Origin of the sequence: Variovorax frigidus, assembly GCF_051216515.1 — a bacterium.
Taxonomy (GTDB): Bacteria; Pseudomonadota; Gammaproteobacteria; order Burkholderiales; family Burkholderiaceae_C; genus Variovorax.
In genome coordinates this window covers 202109-222552 of sequence record NZ_JBPJZF010000001.1, presented here as the reverse complement: position 1 = coordinate 222552, position 20444 = coordinate 202109, and the positions used below count along the sequence as shown (strand labels likewise).

General features: G+C 67.0%; 19 protein-coding genes. 7 read left to right on the top strand and 12 right to left on the bottom strand.

Annotated elements, in window-relative coordinates:
* Positions 1-38: 38 nt before the first annotated feature.
* The 4 genes from ACSFBC_RS00995 to ACSFBC_RS00980 are packed head-to-tail and all read right to left on the bottom strand — an operon-like array spanning position 39 to position 3847.
* Positions 39-677 (bottom strand): response regulator, encoded by a 639-nt coding sequence (locus ACSFBC_RS00995; RefSeq protein WP_435508447.1) that lies wholly within the window; start codon positions 675-677, stop codon positions 39-41.
* Positions 674-2035, bottom strand: a complete 1362-nt coding sequence (locus ACSFBC_RS00990) for a cache domain-containing protein (RefSeq protein ID WP_435508446.1) — start codon at positions 2033-2035, stop codon at positions 674-676. The genes ACSFBC_RS00995 and ACSFBC_RS00990 overlap by 4 nt, the downstream gene beginning before the upstream one ends.
* Positions 2036-2048: 13 nt before the next feature.
* Positions 2049-2921, bottom strand: coding sequence for a YbgC/FadM family acyl-CoA thioesterase (locus ACSFBC_RS00985; protein WP_435508445.1), 873 nt, complete (start codon positions 2919-2921; stop codon positions 2049-2051).
* Positions 2918-3847, bottom strand: coding sequence for an alpha/beta hydrolase (locus ACSFBC_RS00980; protein ID WP_435508444.1), 930 nt, complete (start codon positions 3845-3847; stop codon positions 2918-2920). Before ACSFBC_RS00980 ends, ACSFBC_RS00985 begins: the two co-directional genes overlap by 4 nt.
* A gap of 136 nt (positions 3848-3983) precedes the next feature.
* On the opposite strand from ACSFBC_RS00980, the gene ACSFBC_RS00975 reads away from it, so the two are divergent.
* A complete protein-coding gene (locus ACSFBC_RS00975) occupies positions 3984-5120 on the top strand; it encodes an iron-containing alcohol dehydrogenase (protein ID WP_435508443.1) in 1137 nt (378 codons plus the stop codon).
* A gap of 16 nt (positions 5121-5136) precedes the next feature.
* Here the strand turns inward: ACSFBC_RS00975 and sbcB are convergent, their stop codons facing one another.
* From sbcB to icd, 6 genes are all read right to left on the bottom strand, one after another.
* Entirely contained in the window at positions 5137-6579 is a 1443-nt protein-coding gene (sbcB, locus tag ACSFBC_RS00970; RefSeq protein WP_435508442.1) for an exodeoxyribonuclease I, read from the bottom strand.
* Between the two features lie 13 nt (positions 6580-6592).
* A complete protein-coding gene (gene cls / locus ACSFBC_RS00965; protein ID WP_435508441.1) occupies positions 6593-8041 on the bottom strand; it encodes a cardiolipin synthase in 1449 nt (482 codons plus the stop codon).
* A gap of 111 nt (positions 8042-8152) precedes the next feature.
* Positions 8153-10477, bottom strand: coding sequence for an ATP-dependent Clp protease ATP-binding subunit ClpA (gene clpA / locus ACSFBC_RS00960; protein ID WP_435508440.1), 2325 nt, complete (start codon positions 10475-10477; stop codon positions 8153-8155).
* A gap of 57 nt (positions 10478-10534) precedes the next feature.
* On the bottom strand, positions 10535-10894 hold the full coding sequence (gene clpS / locus ACSFBC_RS00955; RefSeq protein ID WP_435508439.1) for an ATP-dependent Clp protease adapter ClpS: 360 nt from the start codon (positions 10892-10894) through the stop codon (positions 10535-10537).
* Between the two features lie 201 nt (positions 10895-11095).
* Positions 11096-13333 (bottom strand): NADP-dependent isocitrate dehydrogenase, encoded by a 2238-nt coding sequence (locus tag ACSFBC_RS00950; protein WP_435508438.1) that lies wholly within the window; start codon positions 13331-13333, stop codon positions 11096-11098.
* 174 nt (positions 13334-13507) lie between these two features.
* On the bottom strand, positions 13508-14767 hold the full coding sequence (icd, locus tag ACSFBC_RS00945) for an NADP-dependent isocitrate dehydrogenase (protein ID WP_435508437.1): 1260 nt from the start codon (positions 14765-14767) through the stop codon (positions 13508-13510).
* A 209-nt stretch (positions 14768-14976) separates the two neighbouring features.
* Here icd and ACSFBC_RS00940 point away from each other — a divergent pair, with 209 nt between their 5' ends.
* Positions 14977-15303 carry a cell envelope biogenesis protein TolA gene (locus tag ACSFBC_RS00940; protein WP_435508436.1) on the top strand — a complete coding sequence of 109 codons (327 nt, stop codon included), beginning with the start codon at positions 14977-14979 and terminating at the stop codon, positions 15301-15303.
* A 133-nt stretch (positions 15304-15436) separates the two neighbouring features.
* Positions 15437-15898, top strand: a complete 462-nt coding sequence (locus tag ACSFBC_RS00935; protein ID WP_435508435.1) for a DUF192 domain-containing protein — start codon at positions 15437-15439, stop codon at positions 15896-15898.
* 68 nt (positions 15899-15966) lie between these two features.
* Here ACSFBC_RS00935 and ACSFBC_RS00930 read toward each other — a convergent pair whose 3' ends face one another.
* The gene (locus ACSFBC_RS00930) at positions 15967-16548 is read right to left on the bottom strand and encodes a superoxide dismutase (protein ID WP_183023644.1); all 582 of its coding nucleotides are present in this window, start codon (positions 16546-16548) and stop codon (positions 15967-15969) included.
* Positions 16549-16597: 49 nt separating this feature from the next.
* Positions 16598-17908 (bottom strand): exodeoxyribonuclease VII large subunit, encoded by a 1311-nt coding sequence (gene xseA / locus ACSFBC_RS00925; protein ID WP_435508434.1) that lies wholly within the window; start codon positions 17906-17908, stop codon positions 16598-16600.
* 312 nt (positions 17909-18220) lie between these two features.
* Here xseA and ACSFBC_RS00920 point away from each other — a divergent pair, with 312 nt between their 5' ends.
* The 4 genes from ACSFBC_RS00920 to ACSFBC_RS00905 are packed head-to-tail and all read left to right on the top strand — an operon-like array spanning position 18221 to position 20443.
* Positions 18221-18853, top strand: coding sequence for a MotA/TolQ/ExbB proton channel family protein (locus ACSFBC_RS00920; RefSeq protein ID WP_435508433.1), 633 nt, complete (start codon positions 18221-18223; stop codon positions 18851-18853).
* Positions 18854-18872: 19 nt separating this feature from the next.
* A complete protein-coding gene (locus ACSFBC_RS00915; RefSeq protein WP_435509237.1) occupies positions 18873-19298 on the top strand; it encodes an ExbD/TolR family protein in 426 nt (141 codons plus the stop codon).
* 1 nt (position 19299) lies between these two features.
* Positions 19300-20280, top strand: coding sequence for a tetraacyldisaccharide 4'-kinase (lpxK, locus tag ACSFBC_RS00910; RefSeq protein WP_435508432.1), 981 nt, complete (start codon positions 19300-19302; stop codon positions 20278-20280).
* A complete protein-coding gene (locus tag ACSFBC_RS00905; protein ID WP_219217725.1) occupies positions 20261-20443 on the top strand; it encodes a Trm112 family protein in 183 nt (60 codons plus the stop codon). The genes lpxK and ACSFBC_RS00905 overlap by 20 nt, the downstream gene beginning before the upstream one ends.
* Position 20444: the final 1 nt, after the last annotated feature.

The following is a 20444-nucleotide window of genomic DNA, read 5'->3' as shown; positions in this document are numbered from 1 at the left end:
TATTGCCTAAGGGATAACCCTTTACTTCAAGGATGGGCTCAGCTGTTCCCGAACTGGCGCGCGTGTTCCACCGCGTACTTGATGAGCTCGGCCTGCCCCTCGATGCCGAGCCGGCGCTTGATGCTCTGCCGATGCGCCTCGACCGTGCGCACGCTGAGGTCGAGGTCGCGTGCGATCTGCTTGCTCGATTCGCCGCGGCCCAGCGCCGTGAGGATCTCGCTTTCGCGCGGGGTGAGCGTCGGCCGCTGCGACTGGTTGCGGAACAGCCGCTGCGACACCGCCGGACTCAGGAAGGTCCCGCCCGCCGTCACGGCCTGGATCGCCGCCACGATCTCGCCCGCCGGCGCATCCTTGAGCACATAGCCGCGCGCACCCGCCTGCAGCGCGCGCTGCACGTACTCGGGGTTGTCGTACATGCTCAGCATCACGATGTGCAGACCGGGCTGGCGTTCCAGCAGCACGCCGGCGAGTTCGATGCCGTTCATGTCCTTCATGCCCACGTCGGTGAGCACCAGGTCGGGCTGGAGCATGGCGACCTGCGCGATCGCCTCCTGCGCCGAGCCGGCCTCGCCCACAATCGCCAGCCCCGGCAACGGGCCCAGCCGCGCGCGCAGGCCGTCGCGCACCAGCGGATGGTCGTCGACGAGGAAGAGGCGGACGGGCGGGGATTCGGTCATGCGGCGCGTGCGATTGTGACCGGCGCCGCCGCGACGATGCGGGTGCCGCCCTCCCCGGCCTGCACGTCGAGCATGCCGCCGATCGCGTCCATGCGTTCGCGCATGTTGCGCAGGCCGATGCCGCGGCGCGGGTCCCCGCTCAGCGCGGCCTCGTCGAAACCCCGGCCGTCGTCCTGCACCGTCAGCCGCACGCTGGCCCGCCCGAAGGCCAGCGCCAGCGTGACCTGGCTCGCCTCTGCGTGCTTGTGCACGTTGGTCAGCGCCTCTTGCGCCACGCGGAACAGCGCGGTCTTCACGTCTTCCGGCAGCTCGATCGCCGTGCCCTCGGCATGCACCTGCACGCGCAACGGCGCCTCCTCGCCGAATTCGTCGCCCAGCCGCTCGAGCGCAGCCGGCAGGCCCAGCGTGTCGAGCAGCGCGGGCCGCAGCCGGTGCGAGATACGCCGGACCTCCGACAGCGAATCGTTGAGCCGCGACAGCGCCTTGGGCAGGGCCGGCGGCGTGGCCTGCTGCCCGCGCTCGAGCGTGTCGACCGCCGATTCGATCAGCAGCTTGGCCGACACCAGCGTCTGGCTGATGCCGTCGTGCAGTTCGCGCGCCAGGTGGCCGCGCTCGTCTTCCTGCGACTGCACCACCTGCCGCGCGAGCAGGCGCAGCCGGGCTTCGGACACCCGGTGCTCGCTGAGGTTGAGCAGCAGCCCGCCCGCGCTCACCACGCCCAGGCACACGGCGGCGATGGCCGCGATCCACAGCATGGTGGTCGTGACGTTCTCGCTCACCTGGTGCTGCAGCGACTGCACCGCGGCTTCGACGTCGTCGAGGTACAGCCCAGTGCCCAGCATCCAGTTCCAGCGCGGCAGCGAGGTGATGTAGCCGAGCTTGGGCGCCATCTGCGCGCTCGAGGGCTTGCGCCACTCGTACTCGACGTAGCCGCCGCCCTTGCGCACCTGGCCGACCAGGTCCTGGATCGTCGCCCGGCCCTGCGAATCGCGCAGCTCCCAGAGGTTCTGGCCCTCGAGCTCGTGCTGGCGCGAGTGCATCAGCGAACGCCCGTCCATGTCGTAGACGAAGAAGTAGCCGTCGTTGCCGTAGTCGAGCGCGGCCAGCCGGCGCAGCGCCTCGTTGCGCGTCTGTTCGTCGTCACGGCCGGTGTCGTAGAGCGGGCGCACCGTACTGACCGCCAGCTCGACGTAGCTGCGCAGCTCGGAGCGCCGCTGCGACAGCAGGCTCAGTTCGACCAGCGCACGCTCGCGCGCCGCCAGCTCGCGCTCCTGGTGGCGCACCGCGGTGGCCACCAGCAGCAGCGCCACCACGAGCGGCACCACCGCGAGCGTGATGATCTTGGTGCGCAGGCGCATCGCGCGTTCTTCTTCAGTCGAGCGTGCGGCGCATCTCGATGTGCGCGATGCCGGCCTCTTCGAAAGGCGCGCCGTGCGGCGCATAGCCCAGGCGACGGTAGAAGGCCTCGGCGCTGCGCTGCGCATGCAGCGTGATCTCGCGGTCGCCGCGCGCCTTTGCCGCGGCCTCGAGCGCGCGCAGCACCGCCGCGCCCTGGCCGCCGCCGCGCAGGTTGCGGTGCACGGCCATGCGCCCGATGCGCCCCACGCCGGGTGCTTCGCTCAGCAGGCGCGCGGTGCCGATCACCCGGCCCAACCGGTTGCGCGCCACCGCATGCAGCGCGGTCGCATCGTGTTCGTCCCACTCGAGCGTTTCGGGGATGCGCTGCTCCTGCACGAACACCGCGCGCCGGATCGCGCCCGCGCCGCTGCCCAGCGCTTGCCAGTCGCCGGTTTCGACCGTGAACATCGGCTCGCCGGCCTCGTAGGCGCTGAAGATCGCGCGCAGCGCATCGGGCACCGGCCGCGAGGTCTGCGTGGCCGGGTCGGCGAAGACGTAGACCAGCTCGCTGGTGACCAGCAGCTCGTCGCCGCGGAACAGGCCGCCGCGGAACACGATCGACGAGGTGCCGACGCGCACGCATTTCATGCCCACGTCGAGCGCGTCGTCCATGCGCGCCGAGGCGTTGAATTCGATCGTCGCCTTCTTCACGTAGAGATCGCCTTCGAGCGACTCCATCGAGGCCTCGTAGGGCAAGGCCAGCGCACGCCAGTAGTCCGACATCGCGGTGTCGAAGTACATCAGGTAGTGGGCATTGAAGACGATCTTCTGCATGTCGACTTCGGCCCAGCGCACACGCAGCCGGTGGAAGAAGCGGAAGTCGCCGCGGGAAAGCGTTTCGGTCATGGGTTCAGGGCCTCCTTCAGGGCGTTGGCGGCATCGGCATGGGCCTGCAGCGCCTCGGGCACGGCGCGGCCCATCTTGACGAATTCGTGGATCACGCCGCGGTAGATCTCCAGGTCGACCGGGACCCCGGCGGCGCGCAGCTTGTCAGCATAGGCGATGCCTTCGTCGACCAGCGGATCGGCTTCGGCCAGCCCGATCCAGGCCGGCGCGACGCCCTCGACATCGTCGGCGTTGAGCGGCGCGAAGCGCCAGTCGTCGCGGTCGGCCGGGCTGCGCACGTACTGACCGAAGAACCAGCTGATCAGCGCCTCGTCGAGCAGCGGCCCGCAGGCGAAGCGCTCGTGCGAGGGCGTGTCCTGGTGCGCGGTGGTGCCCGGGTAGAACAGCAGCTGCAGCGCCACCGGAATGCCCGCATCGCGCGCCATCACCGCGCACACCGCGGCCAGCGTGCCGCCCGCGCTGTCGCCGCCGAGCGCGAGCAGGCCCCCGTCGAGCCCCAGCGAGGCGGCCTCGCGGGCCACGAACTGCACCGCGTCCCAGGCGTCGTCGGAGGCGGTCGGAAACTTGTGTTCGGGCGCGAGCCGGTAGTCGATCGAAACCACCGCGCAACCGCTGCGGCTCGCGAGCACACGGCACAGCGTGTCGTGCGTGGCGATGCTGCCGACGGTGAAGCCCCCGCCGTGGAAATACACCAGCACCGGCAGCACCGCGTCCGAGGGCGCGTAGAGCCGCGCCGGCAGCGCGAAGCCGTCGCGCGCGGCGATGCTGAAGTCCTCGATGCGCGCGAGCGCCGGCTTGGGCACCTCGAGCACGCCGGCGCCCTTTTCGTACGCGGCCTTGGCCTCGGCCGCAGTCAACGTGGCCATCGACGGATGCCCGGCGCGCGCCATGCGCTCGACCACGCTGGCCATCTTCGGGGTCAGCATGCGGACCTCGCGTGCGCCGACGTGGCAAGAAAAGGTGTTCCCGCCGTGACATCGGCAAGGGTTTTGTTCATGGGCAAGATGGCGTCCTGTTGCTAGATTCAAGCTTCCAAATCGTACCGCCCCCCAAGCAACCGCCATGGCCCTCATCCAGTACCTGACCCAGATCCAGTTCGAATTCGGCGCGATCCGCCTGCTCAGCGCCGAGTGCGCGCGCGTGGGCATCCACCGCCCGATGATCGTGACCGACGCCGGCGTGCGTGCCGCGGGCATCCTGCAGACCACGCTGGACGCGCTCGGCGACCTGGAGGTGTCGGTGTTCGACGCCACGCCCTCGAACCCCACCGAGGCCGCGGTGCGCGCCGCGGTCGACCTGTACCGTTCGGGCCGTTGCGACGGGCTGATCGCGGTCGGCGGCGGCTCGGCCATCGACTGCGCCAAGGGAGTGGCCATCGCGGCCACGCATGAGGGGCCGCTCAAGACCTACGCGACCATCGAGGGCGGCTCGCCCAAGATCACCGAGAACGTCGCGCCGCTGATCGCGGTGCCGACCACCAGCGGCACCGGCAGCGAAGTGGCGCGCGGCGCGATCATCATCGTGGACGACCACCGCAAGCTGGGCTTCCACAGCTGGCACATCCTGCCCAAGGCCGCGATCTGCGACCCCGAACTCACCTTCGGCCTGCCGCCCCGGCTCACGGCCGCGACCGGCATGGACGCGATCGCCCATTGCATGGAGACCTTCATGTCGGCAGCCTTCAATCCGCCGGCCGACGGCATCGCGCTCGACGGGCTGGAGCGCGCCTGGGCCCACATCGAACGCGCGACCAAGGACGGCAGCGACCGCGAAGCCCGGCTCAATCTCATGAGCGCCTCGATGCAGGGCGCGATGGCCTTCCAGAAGGGTCTGGGCTGCGTGCATTCGCTGAGCCACAGCCTGGGCGGCGTCGACCCCCGCCTGCACCACGGCACGCTCAACGCGCTCTTCCTGCCGGCCGTGATCCGCTTCAACGCGGGCGCCGAATCGGTGCAGAAGGAGCAGCGCCTGCAGCGCATGGCGCGCGCGATGAACCTCGACTCCGCCGGCGACCTGGGCGATGCGATTCGAGACATGAGCCGACGCCTGGGCTTGCCCGCTGGACTGGCCGAAGTGGGCGTGACGCGCGACCTGTTCGACAAGGTGATCGACGGCGCGATGGCCGACCACTGCCACAAGACCAACCCGCGCCTCGCGACGCGGGACGACTACCGCGAGATGCTCGAAGCCTCGATGTGAGGCTCGGGCAGCGGGTTCAGGGCGACGGCGCGATCGCCTCGGCGTACTCGTAGAGCAGGCCCAGCAGCTCTTCCCCGCGCTCGTCGGCCGTCTCTGCCGCAGTGTCGATCTCGGCAAAGAACTGGTCGACGTTGCGCGCCCCGCCCTCGCCTTCGAGCAGCCGCGCTGCGCGGTGCGCTTCCCAGCGCTCGGCCTCTTCCGGCGTGAGCGTGTCCAGGAAGTTGCGCGCGCGGTAGCGGAAGAAGATTTCCTCGAGCCGCGGGTCGTCGAAACCCGTGCGAGCCTCTGCGAGCGCGGCCGGCGCCAGTTCGCGCAGCTGGTTGAGCCGCCGCCGGTCGGCATTGCCCACGAAGCCGCCGTAGAGGTCCTCGTCGACGTCGGGTGTGGCCTCCTTGGGCCGCGCATACACCTGCGGCCAGATGGCGCTCATGTCGGGCAGGCCGGCCGCGATCTCGGCATTGCGCAGCGCGGCCTCGATGTCGATGTTCCAGCGCTCGGCCATCGCCGGTGCCAGCGTCTTGAGCTTGCCCACCACCATCGGCGACTTGTTGAGGTGGATGCCTTTCACCGGCAGCCGCGTCACGCCTTCGGGCAGGTCGGCGCTGCGCGTGAAAAGGCGCAGGCGCAGGGTCTCGACGTCGAGGTCGCGCAGCTCCGACGGGTCGTGCGCCAGGTCCCAGGCGATCAATTCGTTCTTGTTGGTCGGGTGGCTGGCCAGCGGCCACATCACGGCCAGGCAGCCGCGCTCGGCCGGGAACATGCCCGAGACGTGCAGGAAGGGCCGCGCGGTCTCGCGCGTCGCGGGCAGGCCCAGCTCGTTCGCCACGCGGTCCTTGCGGTGCAGGCCGAAGGCGAAGTCGAACAGCTTGGGTTGCCGGTCGCGGATCAGCCTGGCCAGCGCGATGGTGGCGCGCACGTCGGACAGCGCATCGTGCGCCGCCTCGTGCAGCAGGCCGTTGGCGCGCGCCAGATCGCCGAGCTTGAAGCTGGGCTTGCCGTCTTCCTTGGTGGGCCACTCGATGCCCTCGGGGCGCAAGGCATAGGTCAGCCGCACCACGTCGAGCAGGTCCCAGCGGCCGCAATCGTTCTGCCACTCGCGCGCATAGGGGTCGATCAGGTTGCGCCAGAACAGGAAGCGCGTGACCTCGTCGTCGAAGCGGATGGTGTTGTAGCCCACGCCGATGGTGCCGGGTTGCGAGAACACACGCTCGACCTCGGCCGCGAACTGGTGCTCGGGCACGCCGCGCTCCAGCGCGAGCTGCGGCGTGATGCCGGTGATCAGGCAGGCCTCGGGGCTGGGCAGGTAGTCGGGCGCGGGCTGGCAATAGAGCATCAGCGGCTCGCCGACTTCGTTCAGGTCGGCATCGGTGCGGATGGCGGCGAACTGCGAGGGGCGATCGCGGCGCGGCACGGCGCCGAAGGTTTCGTAGTCGTGCCAGAGGAAGGTGTGGGCGGACATGGGTTCGCTGGAGTCAGAGCAAGGGTGAAAAAAGTCGGGCCACCGAATCGCCCAGGCGGCGCAGGAAGGTCTGCGGCCGGTTCAGGCGCACCGCGGCGGCGCTGTGCAGGTCGGTCTCGAACTGGGCGGCCAGCGGCTGCGCCAGGGCCGGACCGTACACCACCGCCATCACCTCGAAGTTGAGGCGGAAGCTGCGGTTGTCGAAATTGGCGGTGCCGATCATCGCGCAATGGTCGTCGACGACCAAAGTCTTGGAGTGCAGCATGCGGGCCTTGTACTCCCACACCTTGACGCCGGCCGTGATGAGCTCGTCGTAGTAGGAGCGCGCGGCCGCGCTCACGATGGCCGAATCGCTGCGCCGCGGCACCATCAGGCGCACGTCGACGCCGCGCAGCGCCGCGCTGGTCAGCGCCATCAGCGCGGGCTCGCCGGGCACGAAGTAAGGCGTGGTCAGCCAGGCGCGCTGGCTGGCCGAGTGGATGGCCTCCACGTGCATGCGGTGGATCGCCTCGAGCGAACTGTCGGGGCCGCTGGTCACGATCTGCGTGGGGATGTCGCCGGCCACCGTGCGCGGCAGCATCTGCTCGAGCGACTCGTCCGCCATGCGGCGCGCACTCTCGCCGGTGGCATAGCTCCAGTCCTCGAGGAAGGTGGTCTGCAGCCAGCGCACCGCGCTGCCCTCGATGCGCAGGTGCACGTCGTGGTACGCATCGGGCTGAGTGCGGCGGTCTTCCTCGTCGGTGATGTTCACGCCCCCGGTGAAGCCCACATGCCCGTCGCACACCACGATCTTGCGGTGGGTGCGGTAGTTGGTCACGGGCCGCAGCCGGCGGCCGATGCGGGTTTCATGGAACAGTGCGACGTGGATGCCCGCCGCGTGCATCGGCGCCATGAACTTGCGACCGATGCGCTTGGAGCCCAGCGCGTCGAGCAGCAGCCGCACCGTGACGCCTTGCTGTGCGCGCTCGATCAGCAGGTCGCGCAGCGCGGTGCCGATGCGGTCGGGCTCGAAGATGTAGTACTCGAGGTGAACGTGGTGGCGCGCGGCGCGCACCGCCTCGAAGATCGCGTCGAAGGTGCGGGCGCCGCCCGACAGCAACTCGACGTCGGTGGCGCTCGACACCGGAATGCCGCAGGCGGCCGTGCTCAGCGCCGCCATGTGCCGCAACGCGGGCGGCGCCTTCTCCGCCCCTTCGCGCAGCAGCGCGATGTCGGCCGGCGCCTGGGCGATGGCCCGGCTGCGCAACCGCTTGAGCCGCTGCTTCTTGAGCCGCTGCGGCCCGAGGAAGTAATAGACCAGGAAGCCGGCGAAGGGCAGCAGCGCGAGCGACAGGATCCAGCTCATGGTGGACACCGGCGCGCGCTTCTGCAGCACGATCCAGATGGACAACACGGCGATGTAGCCACTCCACGCCAGGGAGAGACCGGTTTTCCATTCCTGGCTGAGTTGAGGGAGGATCAAGGGCGATGTGCAGTCGGTGGGAAGGGATCGCGGGCCGATGCAACAGACGCGCAAAGAAAAAGGCCGGCAGCGCGATGCTACCGGCCTTTGGCCTCATGTCCGAGACAGTGCTCAGCCTGCGGCTGCCTCTTCAGGCTCCGGCTTGGCGCCGCGGCCTTCCTTCTTCGGCAGCGGCTGGATGTCCAGCTGGACTTCGTCCTTGTCGTCGATGTCGACCGTCAGGCGGCCGCCATCCTGCAGGCGACCGAACAGCAGCTCGTCGGCCAGTGCACGACGGATCGTGTCCTGGATCAGGCGCTGCATCGGACGTGCACCCATCAGCGGATCGAAGCCCTTCTTCGCCAAGTGCTTGCGCAGCGCATCGGTGAAGGTGACGTCGACCTTCTTCTCGGCCAGTTGCGTCTCGAGTTGCAGCAGGAACTTGTCGACCACCCGCAGGATGACCGTCTCGTCCAGTGCCTTGAAGCTCACGGTCGCGTCCAGGCGGTTGCGGAACTCGGGCGTGAACAGGCGTTTGATGTCGGCCATCTCGTCGCCCGATTCGCGGGCGTTGGTGAAGCCGATGGTCGCCTTGTTCATGGTCTCGGCGCCCGCGTTGGTCGTCATGATGATGATGACGTTGCGGAAGTCGGCCTTGCGTCCGTTGTTGTCCGTCAGCGTGCCGTGGTCCATGACCTGCAGCAGCACGTTGAAGATGTCCGGGTGCGCCTTCTCGATTTCATCGAGCAGCAGCACCGCGTGCGGCTTTTTGGTGACGGCCTCGGTCAGCAGCCCGCCCTGGTCGAAACCGACGTAGCCCGGAGGCGCGCCGATCAGCCGGCTCACCGCATGGCGTTCCATGTACTCCGACATGTCGAAGCGCATGAGCTCGATGCCCATGATGTAGGCCAGCTGCTTGGCGGCTTCGGTCTTGCCGACGCCGGTGGGGCCGCTGAACAGGAAGGAGCCGATCGGCTTGTCGCCCTTGCCCAGGCCCGAGCGCGCCATCTTGACGGCCGAGGCCAGCACTTCGAGCGCCTTGTCCTGGCCGAACACCACGCTCTTCAGGTCGCGTTCGAGCGTCTGCAGCTTGCCGCGGTCGTCGTTCGAGACGTTGGCCGGGGGAATGCGCGCGATCTTCGCCACGATTTCCTCGACCTCGGCCTTGGTGATGGTCTTCTTGCGCTTGCTCGGCGCCAGGATGCGCTGGGCCGCACCGGCCTCGTCGATCACGTCGATCGCCTTGTCGGGCAGATGGCGGTCGTTGATGTACTTGGCGCTGAGCTCGGCCGCGGCCTGCAGGGCCGCCACCGCGTACTTCACGCCGTGGTGTTCCTCGAAGCGCGACTTCAGGCCCTTGAGGATGTCGACCGTTTCCTGCACGGTCGGCTCGACCACGTCGACCTTCTGGAAGCGACGCGACAGGGCCGCATCCTTCTCGAAGATGCCGCGGTACTCGGTGAAGGTGGTCGCACCGATGCACTTGAGCTGGCCGCTCGAGAGCGCCGGCTTGAGCAGGTTCGATGCGTCCAGCGTGCCGCCCGATGCGGCGCCCGCGCCGATCAGCGTGTGGATCTCGTCGATGAACAGAATGGCGTTCGGCTTGTCCTTGAGCGACTTGAGCACGCCCTTGAGGCGCTGCTCGAAATCGCCGCGGTACTTGGTGCCGGCCAGCAGCGCGCCCATGTCGAGCGAGTAGACCTGCGCTTCGGCCAGGATCTCGGGCACGTCGCCCTGCGTGATGCGCCAGGCCAGGCCTTCGGCGATCGCGGTCTTGCCCACGCCGGCCTCACCGACCAGCAACGGGTTGTTCTTGCGCCGGCGGCACAGGATCTGGATCACGCGCTCGACCTCGTACTCGCGGCCGATCAGCGGATCGATCTTGCCGTCCTTGGCCATCTGGTTGAGGTTCTGAGTGAACTGCTCGAGCGGCGAGGCTTTCTCGCTCTTCTCGTTGCCGCCTTCCTCGCCCTCGTTCGAAGGCGACTCGGCGTTGCCCTTGGCGGCTTCCGGCGGATCGCTCTTCTTGATGCCGTGCGCGATGAAGTTCACCACGTCGAGGCGGGTCACGCCCTGCTGGTGGAGGTAGTACACCGCGTGCGAATCCTTCTCGCCGAAGATCGCGACCAGCACGTTGGCGCCGGTGACTTCCTTCTTGCCGTTGCCGGTGGACTGCACGTGCATGATGGCGCGCTGGATCACGCGCTGGAACCCGAGGGTCGGCTGGGTGTCGACGTCGTCGGTCCCGGCCACCTGGGGCGTGTTGTCCTTGATGAAATTCGTCAACGACGCGCGCAGGTCGTCGACGTTGGCCGAGCAGGCGCGCAGTACTTCCGCGGCACTCGGGTTGTCCAGCAAAGCGAGCAGCAGGTGCTCTACCGTGATGAACTCGTGGCGCTGTTGCCTGGCCTCGACAAAGGCCATGTGCAAGCTGACTTCCAGTTCCTGGGCAATCATGAGATTTCCTTTTGCCTTGCTGTAAATAACTTCTTCTCAAATGGGTCAGATTCCGATTTATTCAACCGGTTCACTGACACATTGCAATGGGTGGCCGGCCTGGTGAGCCGCCTCCATCACCTGGTTGACCTTGGTGGCGGCCATGTCGCGCGAATAGATGCCGCAGACGGCGCGGCCGTCGAGGTGGATCTTCAACATGATCTGGGTCGCCGTCTCGCGGTCCTTGTTGAAAAATTCCTGGATGACCACCACGACGAACTCCATCGGGGTGTAGTCGTCGTTGAGCATCACCACTTGATACATCTGCGGCGGAGCGGTTTTCTGCGGCCGGCGCTCCAGGACGACTGCATCGCCGTCACCCCGGCCCGGCTTCTGTGCCGGTGACGTCGGGGGTTTGGAGGGGATTCTGGTTGCCATGAAAATCATTCTATCGAGCGAGCAAGCGCCATGCCGACGCCAGAGGAATTGGTGGCAGCTTTTGGAGAAAACAAGGGCCGGTGAAGCGCAAAAATCGTCTTCTGCGCAAGAAAAAACCCCGGCATCCTTGCGGACGCCGGGGCGGATCGGGTCGGCGCCCCGTCCGGCACCGGGCCGGACGCGCACCGTCGGCGATCGGGATCAGCCGTGGACTGCCGCGAGCGCCGCGTTGAGCGTCTCGCTGGGGCGCATCACGGCGTCGCACTTGGCCTCGTCGACCAGGTAGTAGCCGCCGATGTCGACCGGCTTGCCCTGCACGGCCTGCAGTTCGCCGATGATCTTCTGCTCGCCGTCGGCCAGCGCCTTGGCCAAGCCGGCGAACTTCGACTGCAGCGCCTTGTCGTCGGTCTGGGCGGCCAGTTCCTGGGCCCAGTACAGCGCCAGATAGAACTGGCTGCCGCGGTTGTCCAGCTGACCGGTCTTGGGCGACGGGTTCTTGTTGGTGTCCAGCAGCTTGCCGGTGGCCGTATCCAGCGTCTTGGCCAGCACTTTGGCTTGCGCATTGCCGGTCTTCAGGCCCAGGTCTTCCAGGGAGACGGCCAGCGCGAGGAACTCGCCCAGCGAGTCCCAGCGCAGGTGGTTTTCCTCGACCAGCTGCTTGACGTGCTTGGGGGCCGAGCCGCCCGCGCCCGTTTCGTACATGCCGCCGCCGGCCATCAGCGGCACGATCGACAGCATCTTGGCGCTGGTGCCCAGTTCCATGATCGGGAACAGGTCGGTCAGGTAATCGCGCAGGATGTTGCCGGTGACCGAGATGGTGTCTAGGCCACGGATCACACGTTCCAGCGTGTAACGCATGGCGCGGACCTGCGACATGATCTGGATGTCCAGGCCCTTGGTGTCGTGATCCTTCAGGTACTTCTGCACCTTCTTGATCATCTCGGCTTCGTGCGGGCGGTACGGGTCGAGCCAGAACAGGGCCGGCATGCCCGAATTGCGGGCGCGCGTGACGGCCAGCTTGACCCAGTCGCGGATCGGCGCATCCTTGACCTGGCACATGCGCCAGATGTCGCCGGCTTCCACGTCCTGCGTCAGCAGCACTTCGCCGGTGGCGAGGTCGACGATGTTGGCCTGGCCGGCTTCGGACACTTCGAAGGTCTTGTCGTGCGAGCCATATTCCTCGGCCTGCTGCGCCATCAGGCCCACGTTCGGCACGGTGCCCATGGTCACCGGGTCGAAGTTGCCGTTGGTCTTGCAGAAATTGATGATTTCCTGGTAGATGCGGGCGAAGGTGCTCTCCGGGATCACCGCCTTGGTGTCCTTGGGCTTGCCGTCGGCGCCCCACATCTTGCCGCCGATGCGGATCATGGCCGGCATCGACGCGTCGACGATCACGTCGTTGGGCGCATGCAGGTTGGTGATGCCCTTGGCCGAGTCCACCATCGCCAGTTCGGGGCGATGTTCGTGGCAGGCGTGCAGGTCACGGATGATCTCTTCCTTCTTGCTCGAAGGCAGCGTCTCGATCTTCGTGTACAGGTCGACCATGCCGTTGTTCACGTTCACGCCCAGCTGTTCGAACACCTTGCCGTGCTTCTCGAACGCTTCCTTGTAGAACACGCGCACCGCATGGCCGAACACGATGGGGTGCGACACCTTCATCATGGTGGCCTTGACGTGCAGCGAGAACATCACGCCGGTCTTGCGCGCGTCTTCCATCTCATGCTCGTAGAACGCGAGCAAGGCATTCTTGCTCATGAACATGCTGTCGATGATTTCGCCGTCGAGCAGCGACACCTTCGGCTTCAGCACGATGGTCTTGCCACCCTTGGTGACCAGTTCCATCTTGACGTCGCGCGCCTTGTCGATGGTCAGCGATTTTTCGCCGTGATAGAAGTCGCCATGCTTCATGTGCGCCACGTGGGTGCGCGAAGCCATGCTCCACTCGCCCATGCTGTGCGGGTTCTTGCGGGCGTATTCCTTGACCGCGTTGGGTGCGCGGCGGTCCGAATTGCCTTCGCGCAGCACCGGGTTCACGGCGCTGCCCAGGCACTTCGAGTACTTGGCGCGAACGGCCTTTTCCTCGTCGGTCTTGGGATCTTCGGGGTAGTCGGGGATTTTGTAGCCGCGCGCCTGCAGTTCCTTGATGGCGCTGGTCAACTGGTGCACCGAAGCGCTGATGTTCGGCAGCTTGATGATGTTGGTGTCCGGCAGCAGCGTCAGACGGCCCAGCTCGGCGAGGTTGTCGGGCACGCGCTGGGCGTCGGTCAGCGCGTCGGGGAACTGGCCCAGGATCCGGGCCGCCACGGAAATGTCGCTGGTGGTCACGTCAATGCCGACCGGCGCCGTGAAGGCGCGCACGATGGGCAGAAATGCGCGGGTCGCGAGCGCGGGGGCTTCGTCGGTCAGCGTATAGATGATGGTTGGTTGCGTCGTGCTCATGCGCCTACATCCTTGATTCGTATGGTCTGTGTGTTCACCGGAGTTCACCGGAATTTGCAATTGTCGCCGCTTGCCGGGTCCGCCCGCCGTGCGGAGGTCCGATGAGCTTGCCGGCGGGAGGGCGACCGCGCCTTGTCGGCCGTCAGGAAAACGCGGGGAGCGGGCGGGCCGCCCTCACATGTTCGCGATCATCACCCGCCCGAAACCGGAGCAGCTGACCTGCGTCGCGCCTTCCATGTTGCGGGCGAAATCGTAGGTCACCCGCTTGCTGGCGATCGATTTCTCGAGCGAAACGATGATCAGGTCGGCCGCCTCCTTCCAGCCGATGTGCCGCAGCATCATCTCGGCCGACAGAATCTCGGAACCGGGGTTCACGTAGTCCTTGCCCGCGTACTTGGGGGCCGTGCCGTGCGTGGCTTCGAACATCGCGACCGTGTCGCTCAGGTTCCCGCCGGGCGCGATGCCGATGCCGCCGACCTGGGCGGCCAGCGCATCGGAGATGTAGTCGCCGTTGAGGTTCAGCGTGGCGACCACCGAGTACTCGGCCGGCCGCAGCAGGATCTGCTGCAGGAAGGCATCGGCGATGCTGTCCTTGATCGTGATGTCCTTGCCGGTCTTCGGATTCTTGAAGCGCATCCAGGGACCGCCGTCGAGCAGCTCGGCGCCGAACTCCCTGGCCGCCAGGCCGTAGGCCCAGTCGCGGAAGCTGCCCTCGGTGAACTTCATGATGTTGCCCTTGTGCACGATCGTGACCGAGGGCTTGCCGTTGTCGATCGCGTACTGGATCGCCTTGCGCACCAGCCGCTCGGTGCCTTCGCGCGAGACCGGCTTCACGCCGATGCCCGAGGTGTCGGGGAAACGGATCTTGTGGACGCCCATTTCCTCCTGCAGGAACTTGATGAGCTTCTTCGCCTTGTCGCTCTCGGCCTCGAACTCGATGCCGGCATAGATGTCTTCGGAGTTCTCGCGGAAGATCACCATGTTGGTCTTCTCGGGCTCCTTCACCGGGCTGGGCACGCCCTTGAAGTACTGGATCGGGCGCAGGCAGACGTACAGGTCGAGCTGCTGGCGCAACGCCACGTTGAGCGAGCGGATGCCGCCCCCGACCGGCGTGGTCAGCGGGCCCTTGATCGAGATCACGTAGTCGCGCACCGCCTGCAGCGTCTCCTCGGGGAGCCAGACGTCGGGGCCGTAGATTTTGGTCGACTTCTCGCCGGCGAACACTTCCATCCAATGGATCTTGCGCTGGCCGCCATAGGCCTTGGCGACGGCCGCATCGACCACCTTGAGCATCACCGGCGTGATGTCCCGCCCGGTGCCGTCCCCCTCGATGAACGGAATGATCGGCTGCTCCGGCACATTCAGCGTGTTGTCGGCATTGACCGTGATCTTTTGACCCTCGGCCGGGACGGTAATGTGCTGGTAATCGGACATGGGCGGAGAAACTCCCGGAGAACGTTGATGGCTGAAGGAATTTTCAGCGCTGAAATGGCGGCGCGGAATGACCACGTAAAGGCCGTAGAATTTTAGACGCAAGCAATGAAATCGCAGGCGCTGTCAACCGCAGCCGGATCGGCTTCGTTGTTTGCAGACCTTCTGCTGGGCGGAAGGCGTCTTCATCTAACTTCTCGAGGAATTACTAAATGAACAAAGCTCTCGCAGTCATGATCGCCGGCCTTTTCGCAGCGGGCGCCTACGCTCAGAACCCGCCCGGCGCGTCGGCTGAACAGTCGGCTGTGACCAACACCAAGCCCCAGGCACGTGCCGACGCAAAGGTCGCGTCCAAGCCCGCAGGCCAGGTCAAGGCCGGTGCAGGCGGCGACATCAACAAGACGCCTGAAGGCGGCGCCATCGGCACCGACAAGGCAGCCGTGGCCGGCGAAAAGCGCGCCGAATCGCGCGACACCCGTCGCCGCGCCAAGGACGGCAGCGTGAAGCGCAAGTCGACCCAAGGCGGCACGCCCAACTGATCGACCCCGGTCGATTGAAAAAAAAGCGTTCTTCGGAACGCTTTTTTTTCGCCGGCCCAATACCGCGCCCGGCAGAGTTCGTGCGCAATTGCTACGCTTCGGGTTGCCCGTCAGAAAGAAGAAAGCTGCTCCCATGTCATTGCGTTTCCCCGCCCTCCTCTCGGGGCTTCTCGCGCTCTGCCTGTGCACGACCTCCGCCTTCGCCCAGGTTCCGCAGATGGACCTGCAGCGCACCCGGATCTCCGCCGGCATGTACCAGATCGACGCCCAGCTCGCCCTTACGCCTCAGCAGCAGCAGACCGGCCTCATGTACCGCAAGGAAATGCCCCAGGCCGAGGGCATGCTGTTCGTTTTCGAACAGCCCAGCACCCAGTGCTTCTGGATGAAGAACACGCTGCTGCCATTGAGCGCGGCTTTCGTGGCGGACGATGGTCGCATCGTGAACCTGGTCGACATGCAGCCGCTGACGCTGGACTCGCATTGCTCCGACGAGCCGGTCCGCTACGTGCTCGAGATGAACCAGGGCTGGTTCGCCAAGAAGAACATCAAGAAGGGCACCAAGCTGACCGGCGCGCCCTTCCAGGCCCGACGCTGACCCGGCCTTGCACGCCAGAATGAAAAAAGCCGGCTGAGCCGGCTTTTTCGTGGGTCACCCGAAGGCGATCAGCCGAAGTTCTTCTCGGCGAATTCCCAGTTGACCAGCTTGGCCAGGAAGGTCTCGACGAACTTCGGACGCAGGTTGCGGTAGTCGATGTAGTAGGCGTGTTCCCAGACGTCGACGGTCAGCAGCGCGGTGTCGGCGGTGGTCAGCGGCGTGCCGGCGGCGCCGGTGTTCACGATGTCCACCGAGCCGTCGGCCTTCTTCACCAGCCAGGTCCAGCCCGAACCGAAATTGCCGACAGCCGACTTCACGAAGGCTTCCTTGAAGGCGTCGTAGCTGCCCCACTTGGCATCGATGGCCTTGGCCAGCGCGCCGGTCGGTGCTGCGCCGCCTTGCGGCTTCATGCAGTTCCAGAAGAAGGTGTGGTTCCAGATCTGGGCGGCGTTGTTGTAGATGCCGCCGCTGGCCTTCTTCACGATTTCTTCGAGCGTCAGGGACTCGAACTCGGTGCCCTTCTGCAGGTTGTTCAGGTTCACGACGTACGCGTTGTGGTGCTTGCCGTAGTGGTATTCGAGGGTTTCCTTCGAGTACTCGGGCGCCAGTGCGTCGAGGGCGTACGGGAGAGGAGGAAGAACGTGTTCCATATTTTTTACTCGTGGGTTGGTTGAAGGACTCAAGGATTCTAGAAAGGATTCAATGCCCCTGCGTCGGCCGACGCCTCGTCGTGGCCGGTGCGACCTTCAGGTCCAGGCCTCCGTCCGCCAGTCGCGCGCGCACCGCATCGCCGGGCTGCGCCTGCGCGACGCTCGTGAGGGCCTTGCCCTGTGCATCCTCGAGCCAGGCGTAGCCGCGTTGCAGCACCTGTGCGGGATCGAGCAGGCGCAGCCGCGAAGCCACACGATCGAGCCGTTCGGCCTGCATGTTCACGCCGCTTTTCCAGGCCGTGGGCCATGCCTGCTGCACCGCCTGCTGGCGCGACGACAGGCGCCCATGCTGCGCGGCCACGGCGTAGCGCAGGCGCTGGGCCTCGTGCGTCAGCCGCATCTGCTGGCGCAGGACCGCGGTGGAAGGTCGCCCCATGCGGCCGGCCGCGAGGTCGAGCCGCTGCCCGAGCGCATCGAGCCGCTCGCCGATCGCATCGCGGAGCTTCTGCTCGATCAGGTCGAGCGCGCCGAGCCACACCTCGCGCGGTGCCGACACCAGTTCGGCGGCCGCGGTCGGCGTGGGTGCGCGCAGGTCGGCGCAGAAATCGGCGATGGTGAAGTCGGTCTCGTGGCCGATGCCGCTGATCACCGGCACCGGGCTCAGGACGATGGTCCGGGCCAGTGCCTCGTCGTTGAAGGCCCAGAGATCCTCGATCGATCCGCCGCCGCGCACCAGCAGGATCACGTCGACCGGCGCCGGCATCGCATAGAGCGAGCGCAGCGCACGCACCAGTTCGGCCGGTGCGCCCGCTCCCTGCACCGCGGCCGGCGCGAGCACCACCTGAATGTGCGGCACGCGCCGGCGCAGCGCGGTCACGACGTCATGCAGCGCCGCGGCGCCCAGCGAGGTGACCAGGCCGATCGATCGCGGCAGCGTCGGCAGCGGGCGTTTGCGCGCGGGGTCGAACAGGCCTTCAGCCTCCAGCATCGCCTTGCGCTGCAGGAACTGCTCGAACAGCGCGCCCTGCCCGGCCCGTGTCAGGCTCTCGACGATGAGTTGCAGGTCGCCGCGTGGCTCGTAGACGGCCAGCCGGCCCCGCACCTCGACCTGGTCGCCTTCGCGCGGCGAGAAGTCGACCAGGCTCGCGGCGCGCCGGAACATGGCACAGCGCAACTGGCCGCTGGCGTCCTTCAACGAAAAGTAGCAGTGCCCGCTGGCCGCCCGCGAAAAGCCCGAGATTTCGCCGCGTACCGTGACCGGATTGAAGCGTGCATCGAGTGCATCCGCGACCGCATGGCACAGGGCACCCACGGCCCAGACGCGCGGCCCGGCGCCCAGAGAATCCTCGCGGCCGCTCATGCTGCAGAGGCGCCGGCAGGCGTCACTCTTCCACAGTCGGACCGTCGGCGTCCGAGAACACCGAAAGGCTGCCCATGCACGCACAGGTTGTGGTGCAACTCATTGATTTGAAAGGAGAAATAGCTGCTCAAAATTAAGTCGAATCAATGACAGGCCCTGTTCATGCGGGTTCGGGCCTGTTGCTCACGCAGTTAATCACAAAGTTATCCACAGAAACTGTGCGCCGATGCCTGCAGTGCGGCACCGTCCGTTGCGACACGCCGCTCGGTGATAATCGCCGCGCATTTGCAGTCCACGGGCCGGAGGGATTCCTTGTTTTCCATCATAGTTGCTGCGGGTTGGCCCATCTGGCCGCTTCTCGCCTGTTCGGTGCTCGCAATGGCGCTCGTGATCGAGCGCTTCAGCAGTCTGAAAACCTCCCGCGTGATACCGCCCAAGCTGCTCGACGAGGCCATCACCGTCTCGCGCAACACGGTGCCCGGCCCCGACGTCGTGACCAAGCTCGAACAGAACTCGGCGCTCGGCGAGGTGCTGGCCGCAGGGTTTCGCGCGCTGAACGCCAATCCGCATTGCGCCGAGGACGACCTTCGCGCAGCCATGGAGGCTTCGGGCCGGACCGTGGCGCACCGGCTGGAGCGCTGGCTGCCCGCGCTGGCGACGATCGCCTCCGCCGCACCGCTGCTCGGCCTGCTCGGCACCGTGATCGGCATGATCGAGATCTTCGGCGCGCAGTCGCCCGCCGGCGGGGCGGTCGGATCGGGCAACCCGGCGCAATTGGCGCACGGGATCTCGATCGCGCTCTACAACACGGCCTTCGGCCTGATCGTGGCCATTCCGACGCTCATCTTCTGGCGCTACTTCCGCACCCGCGTCGACGAGTACCTGATGAACCTCGAACTCGCCGGCGAGCGCTTCGCCCGTCACCTCAACGCCTTGCGCAAGTGAAGCGATGAAACCCAGCCGCATGCACTTTCGCCACGGCTCGCGCGACGAGCCGGAGATCAACCTGATCCCCTTCATCGACGTGCTGCTGGTGGTGCTGATCTTCCTGATGCTGTCGACCACTTACAGCAAGTTCACCGAGATGCCCTTGCGCCTGCCGGTGGCCGACGTCGATGCGCAGCGCGACCATCCGAAGGAAGTGATCGTCGCGGTATCGGCCGACGGCCGCTACTCGATCAACCGCAACGTGCTGCCCGACCGCAGCGTCGAGACGGTGACCGCGGCCCTGGGCGCCGCGACCGGTGGCCTCCGCGACAGCGTGGTGATCATCAGCGCCGATGCCAGCGCCGCCCACCAGACCGTCATCACGGTGATGGAGGCCGCGCGCCGCGCCGGCCTGATGCAGATCACCTTCGCCACCCAATCCACCGCACAGGCGGGGCGCTGACTTGGCGCTGCAGCGCGCCTGGCTGAAGCGCGGCCCGCACGCGTGCCTGCTCTGGCCGGTGTCGCTGCTGTTCGGGGCGCTGGCGGCGCTGCGCCGCGGGCTCTACCGGGTGGGCTGGCTCGGCACGCAGCGGGTCGACGTGCCGGTGCTCGTCGTGGGCAACGTGGTCGCGGGCGGCGCTGGCAAGACGCCGGTGGTGATGGCCATCGTGCAGCACCTGCAGGCGCGCGGCATGGCGGTCGGCGTGATCTCGCGCGGCCATGGCCGGCGCACCGACGACTGCCGCGAAGTCCGCGCCGACAGCGATCCCCGCGACGTGGGCGACGAACCGGCCCTGGTGCGGCGCGCGACCGGCGCGCCGATGTTCGTGGCGCGCCGCCGGATCGACGCCGCGCGGGCCCTGCGCGCGGCCTACCCGGACGTCCACGTCCTCGTCAGCGACGACGGGCTGCAGCACCTGGCGCTGGCACGCGACCTCGAGATCTGCGTGTTCGACGACCGCGGCATCGGCAACGGCTGGCTGCTGCCCGCCGGACCGCTGCGCGAGCACTGGCCGCGCCATGCCGACCTGGTGCTGCACACCGGCGCCCATCCGGCTTTTGCGGGCTACACCGCGCAACGAAGGCTGGCCGACGTGGCGCTGCGCAGCGACGGCACCGCCGTCCCGCTGTCGGCGTTGCAAGGCAGCGCCCTGATCGCCGTCGCGGCGATCGCCAAGCCCGACGCCTTCTTCGCGATGCTGCGCGCGCGCGGCCTGGCACCCGCATCCTGCATCGCCCTGCCCGACCACCATGACTTCGAGGACTGGGCACCCGTGCCGCCGGACCAGGCCACGGTGCTGTGCACCGAGAAGGACGCCCTGAAGCTCTGGCGCCGTCAGCCCGATGCACTGGCCGTGCCGCTGCGCTTCACACCCGAGCCGGCCTTCTTCTCGGCACTGGATGCGCAGCTATCATCGCTCGATGGACACCAAGCTTCTTGAACTGCTCGTTTGCCCCGTGACCAAGGGGCCGCTGCAATGGGATGCCGACAAGCGCGAACTGGTCTCGCGCAGCGCGCGCCTGGCCTATCCGGTGCGCGACGGCATTCCCGTGCTGCTCGAAAACGAAGCCCGCACGCTTTCCGACGAAGAACTCGGCCTCTGAA

Coding starts and splice junctions, on each gene's coding strand:
- ACSFBC_RS00995 (WP_435508447.1), bottom strand. CDS start 677: ATGACCGAATCCCCGCCCGTCCGCCTCTTCCTCGTCGACGACCATCCG.
- ACSFBC_RS00990 (WP_435508446.1), bottom strand. CDS start 2,035: ATGCGCCTGCGCACCAAGATCATCACGCTCGCGGTGGTGCCGCTCGTG.
- ACSFBC_RS00985 (WP_435508445.1), bottom strand. CDS start 2,921: ATGACCGAAACGCTTTCCCGCGGCGACTTCCGCTTCTTCCACCGGCTG.
- ACSFBC_RS00980 (WP_435508444.1), bottom strand. CDS start 3,847: ATGCTGACCCCGAAGATGGCCAGCGTGGTCGAGCGCATGGCGCGCGCC.
- ACSFBC_RS00975 (WP_435508443.1), top strand. CDS start 3,984: ATGGCCCTCATCCAGTACCTGACCCAGATCCAGTTCGAATTCGGCGCG.
- sbcB (WP_435508442.1), bottom strand. CDS start 6,579: ATGTCCGCCCACACCTTCCTCTGGCACGACTACGAAACCTTCGGCGCC.
- clpA (WP_435508440.1), bottom strand. CDS start 10,477: ATGATTGCCCAGGAACTGGAAGTCAGCTTGCACATGGCCTTTGTCGAG.
- clpS (WP_435508439.1), bottom strand. CDS start 10,894: ATGGCAACCAGAATCCCCTCCAAACCCCCGACGTCACCGGCACAGAAG.
- ACSFBC_RS00950 (WP_435508438.1), bottom strand. CDS start 13,333: ATGAGCACGACGCAACCAACCATCATCTATACGCTGACCGACGAAGCC.
- icd (WP_435508437.1), bottom strand. CDS start 14,767: ATGTCCGATTACCAGCACATTACCGTCCCGGCCGAGGGTCAAAAGATC.
- ACSFBC_RS00940 (WP_435508436.1), top strand. CDS start 14,977: ATGAACAAAGCTCTCGCAGTCATGATCGCCGGCCTTTTCGCAGCGGGC.
- ACSFBC_RS00935 (WP_435508435.1), top strand. CDS start 15,437: ATGTCATTGCGTTTCCCCGCCCTCCTCTCGGGGCTTCTCGCGCTCTGC.
- ACSFBC_RS00930 (WP_183023644.1), bottom strand. CDS start 16,548: ATGGAACACGTTCTTCCTCCTCTCCCGTACGCCCTCGACGCACTGGCG.
- xseA (WP_435508434.1), bottom strand. CDS start 17,908: ATGAGCGGCCGCGAGGATTCTCTGGGCGCCGGGCCGCGCGTCTGGGCC.
- ACSFBC_RS00915 (WP_435509237.1), top strand. CDS start 18,873: ATGCACTTTCGCCACGGCTCGCGCGACGAGCCGGAGATCAACCTGATC.
- ACSFBC_RS00905 (WP_219217725.1), top strand. CDS start 20,261: ATGGACACCAAGCTTCTTGAACTGCTCGTTTGCCCCGTGACCAAGGGG.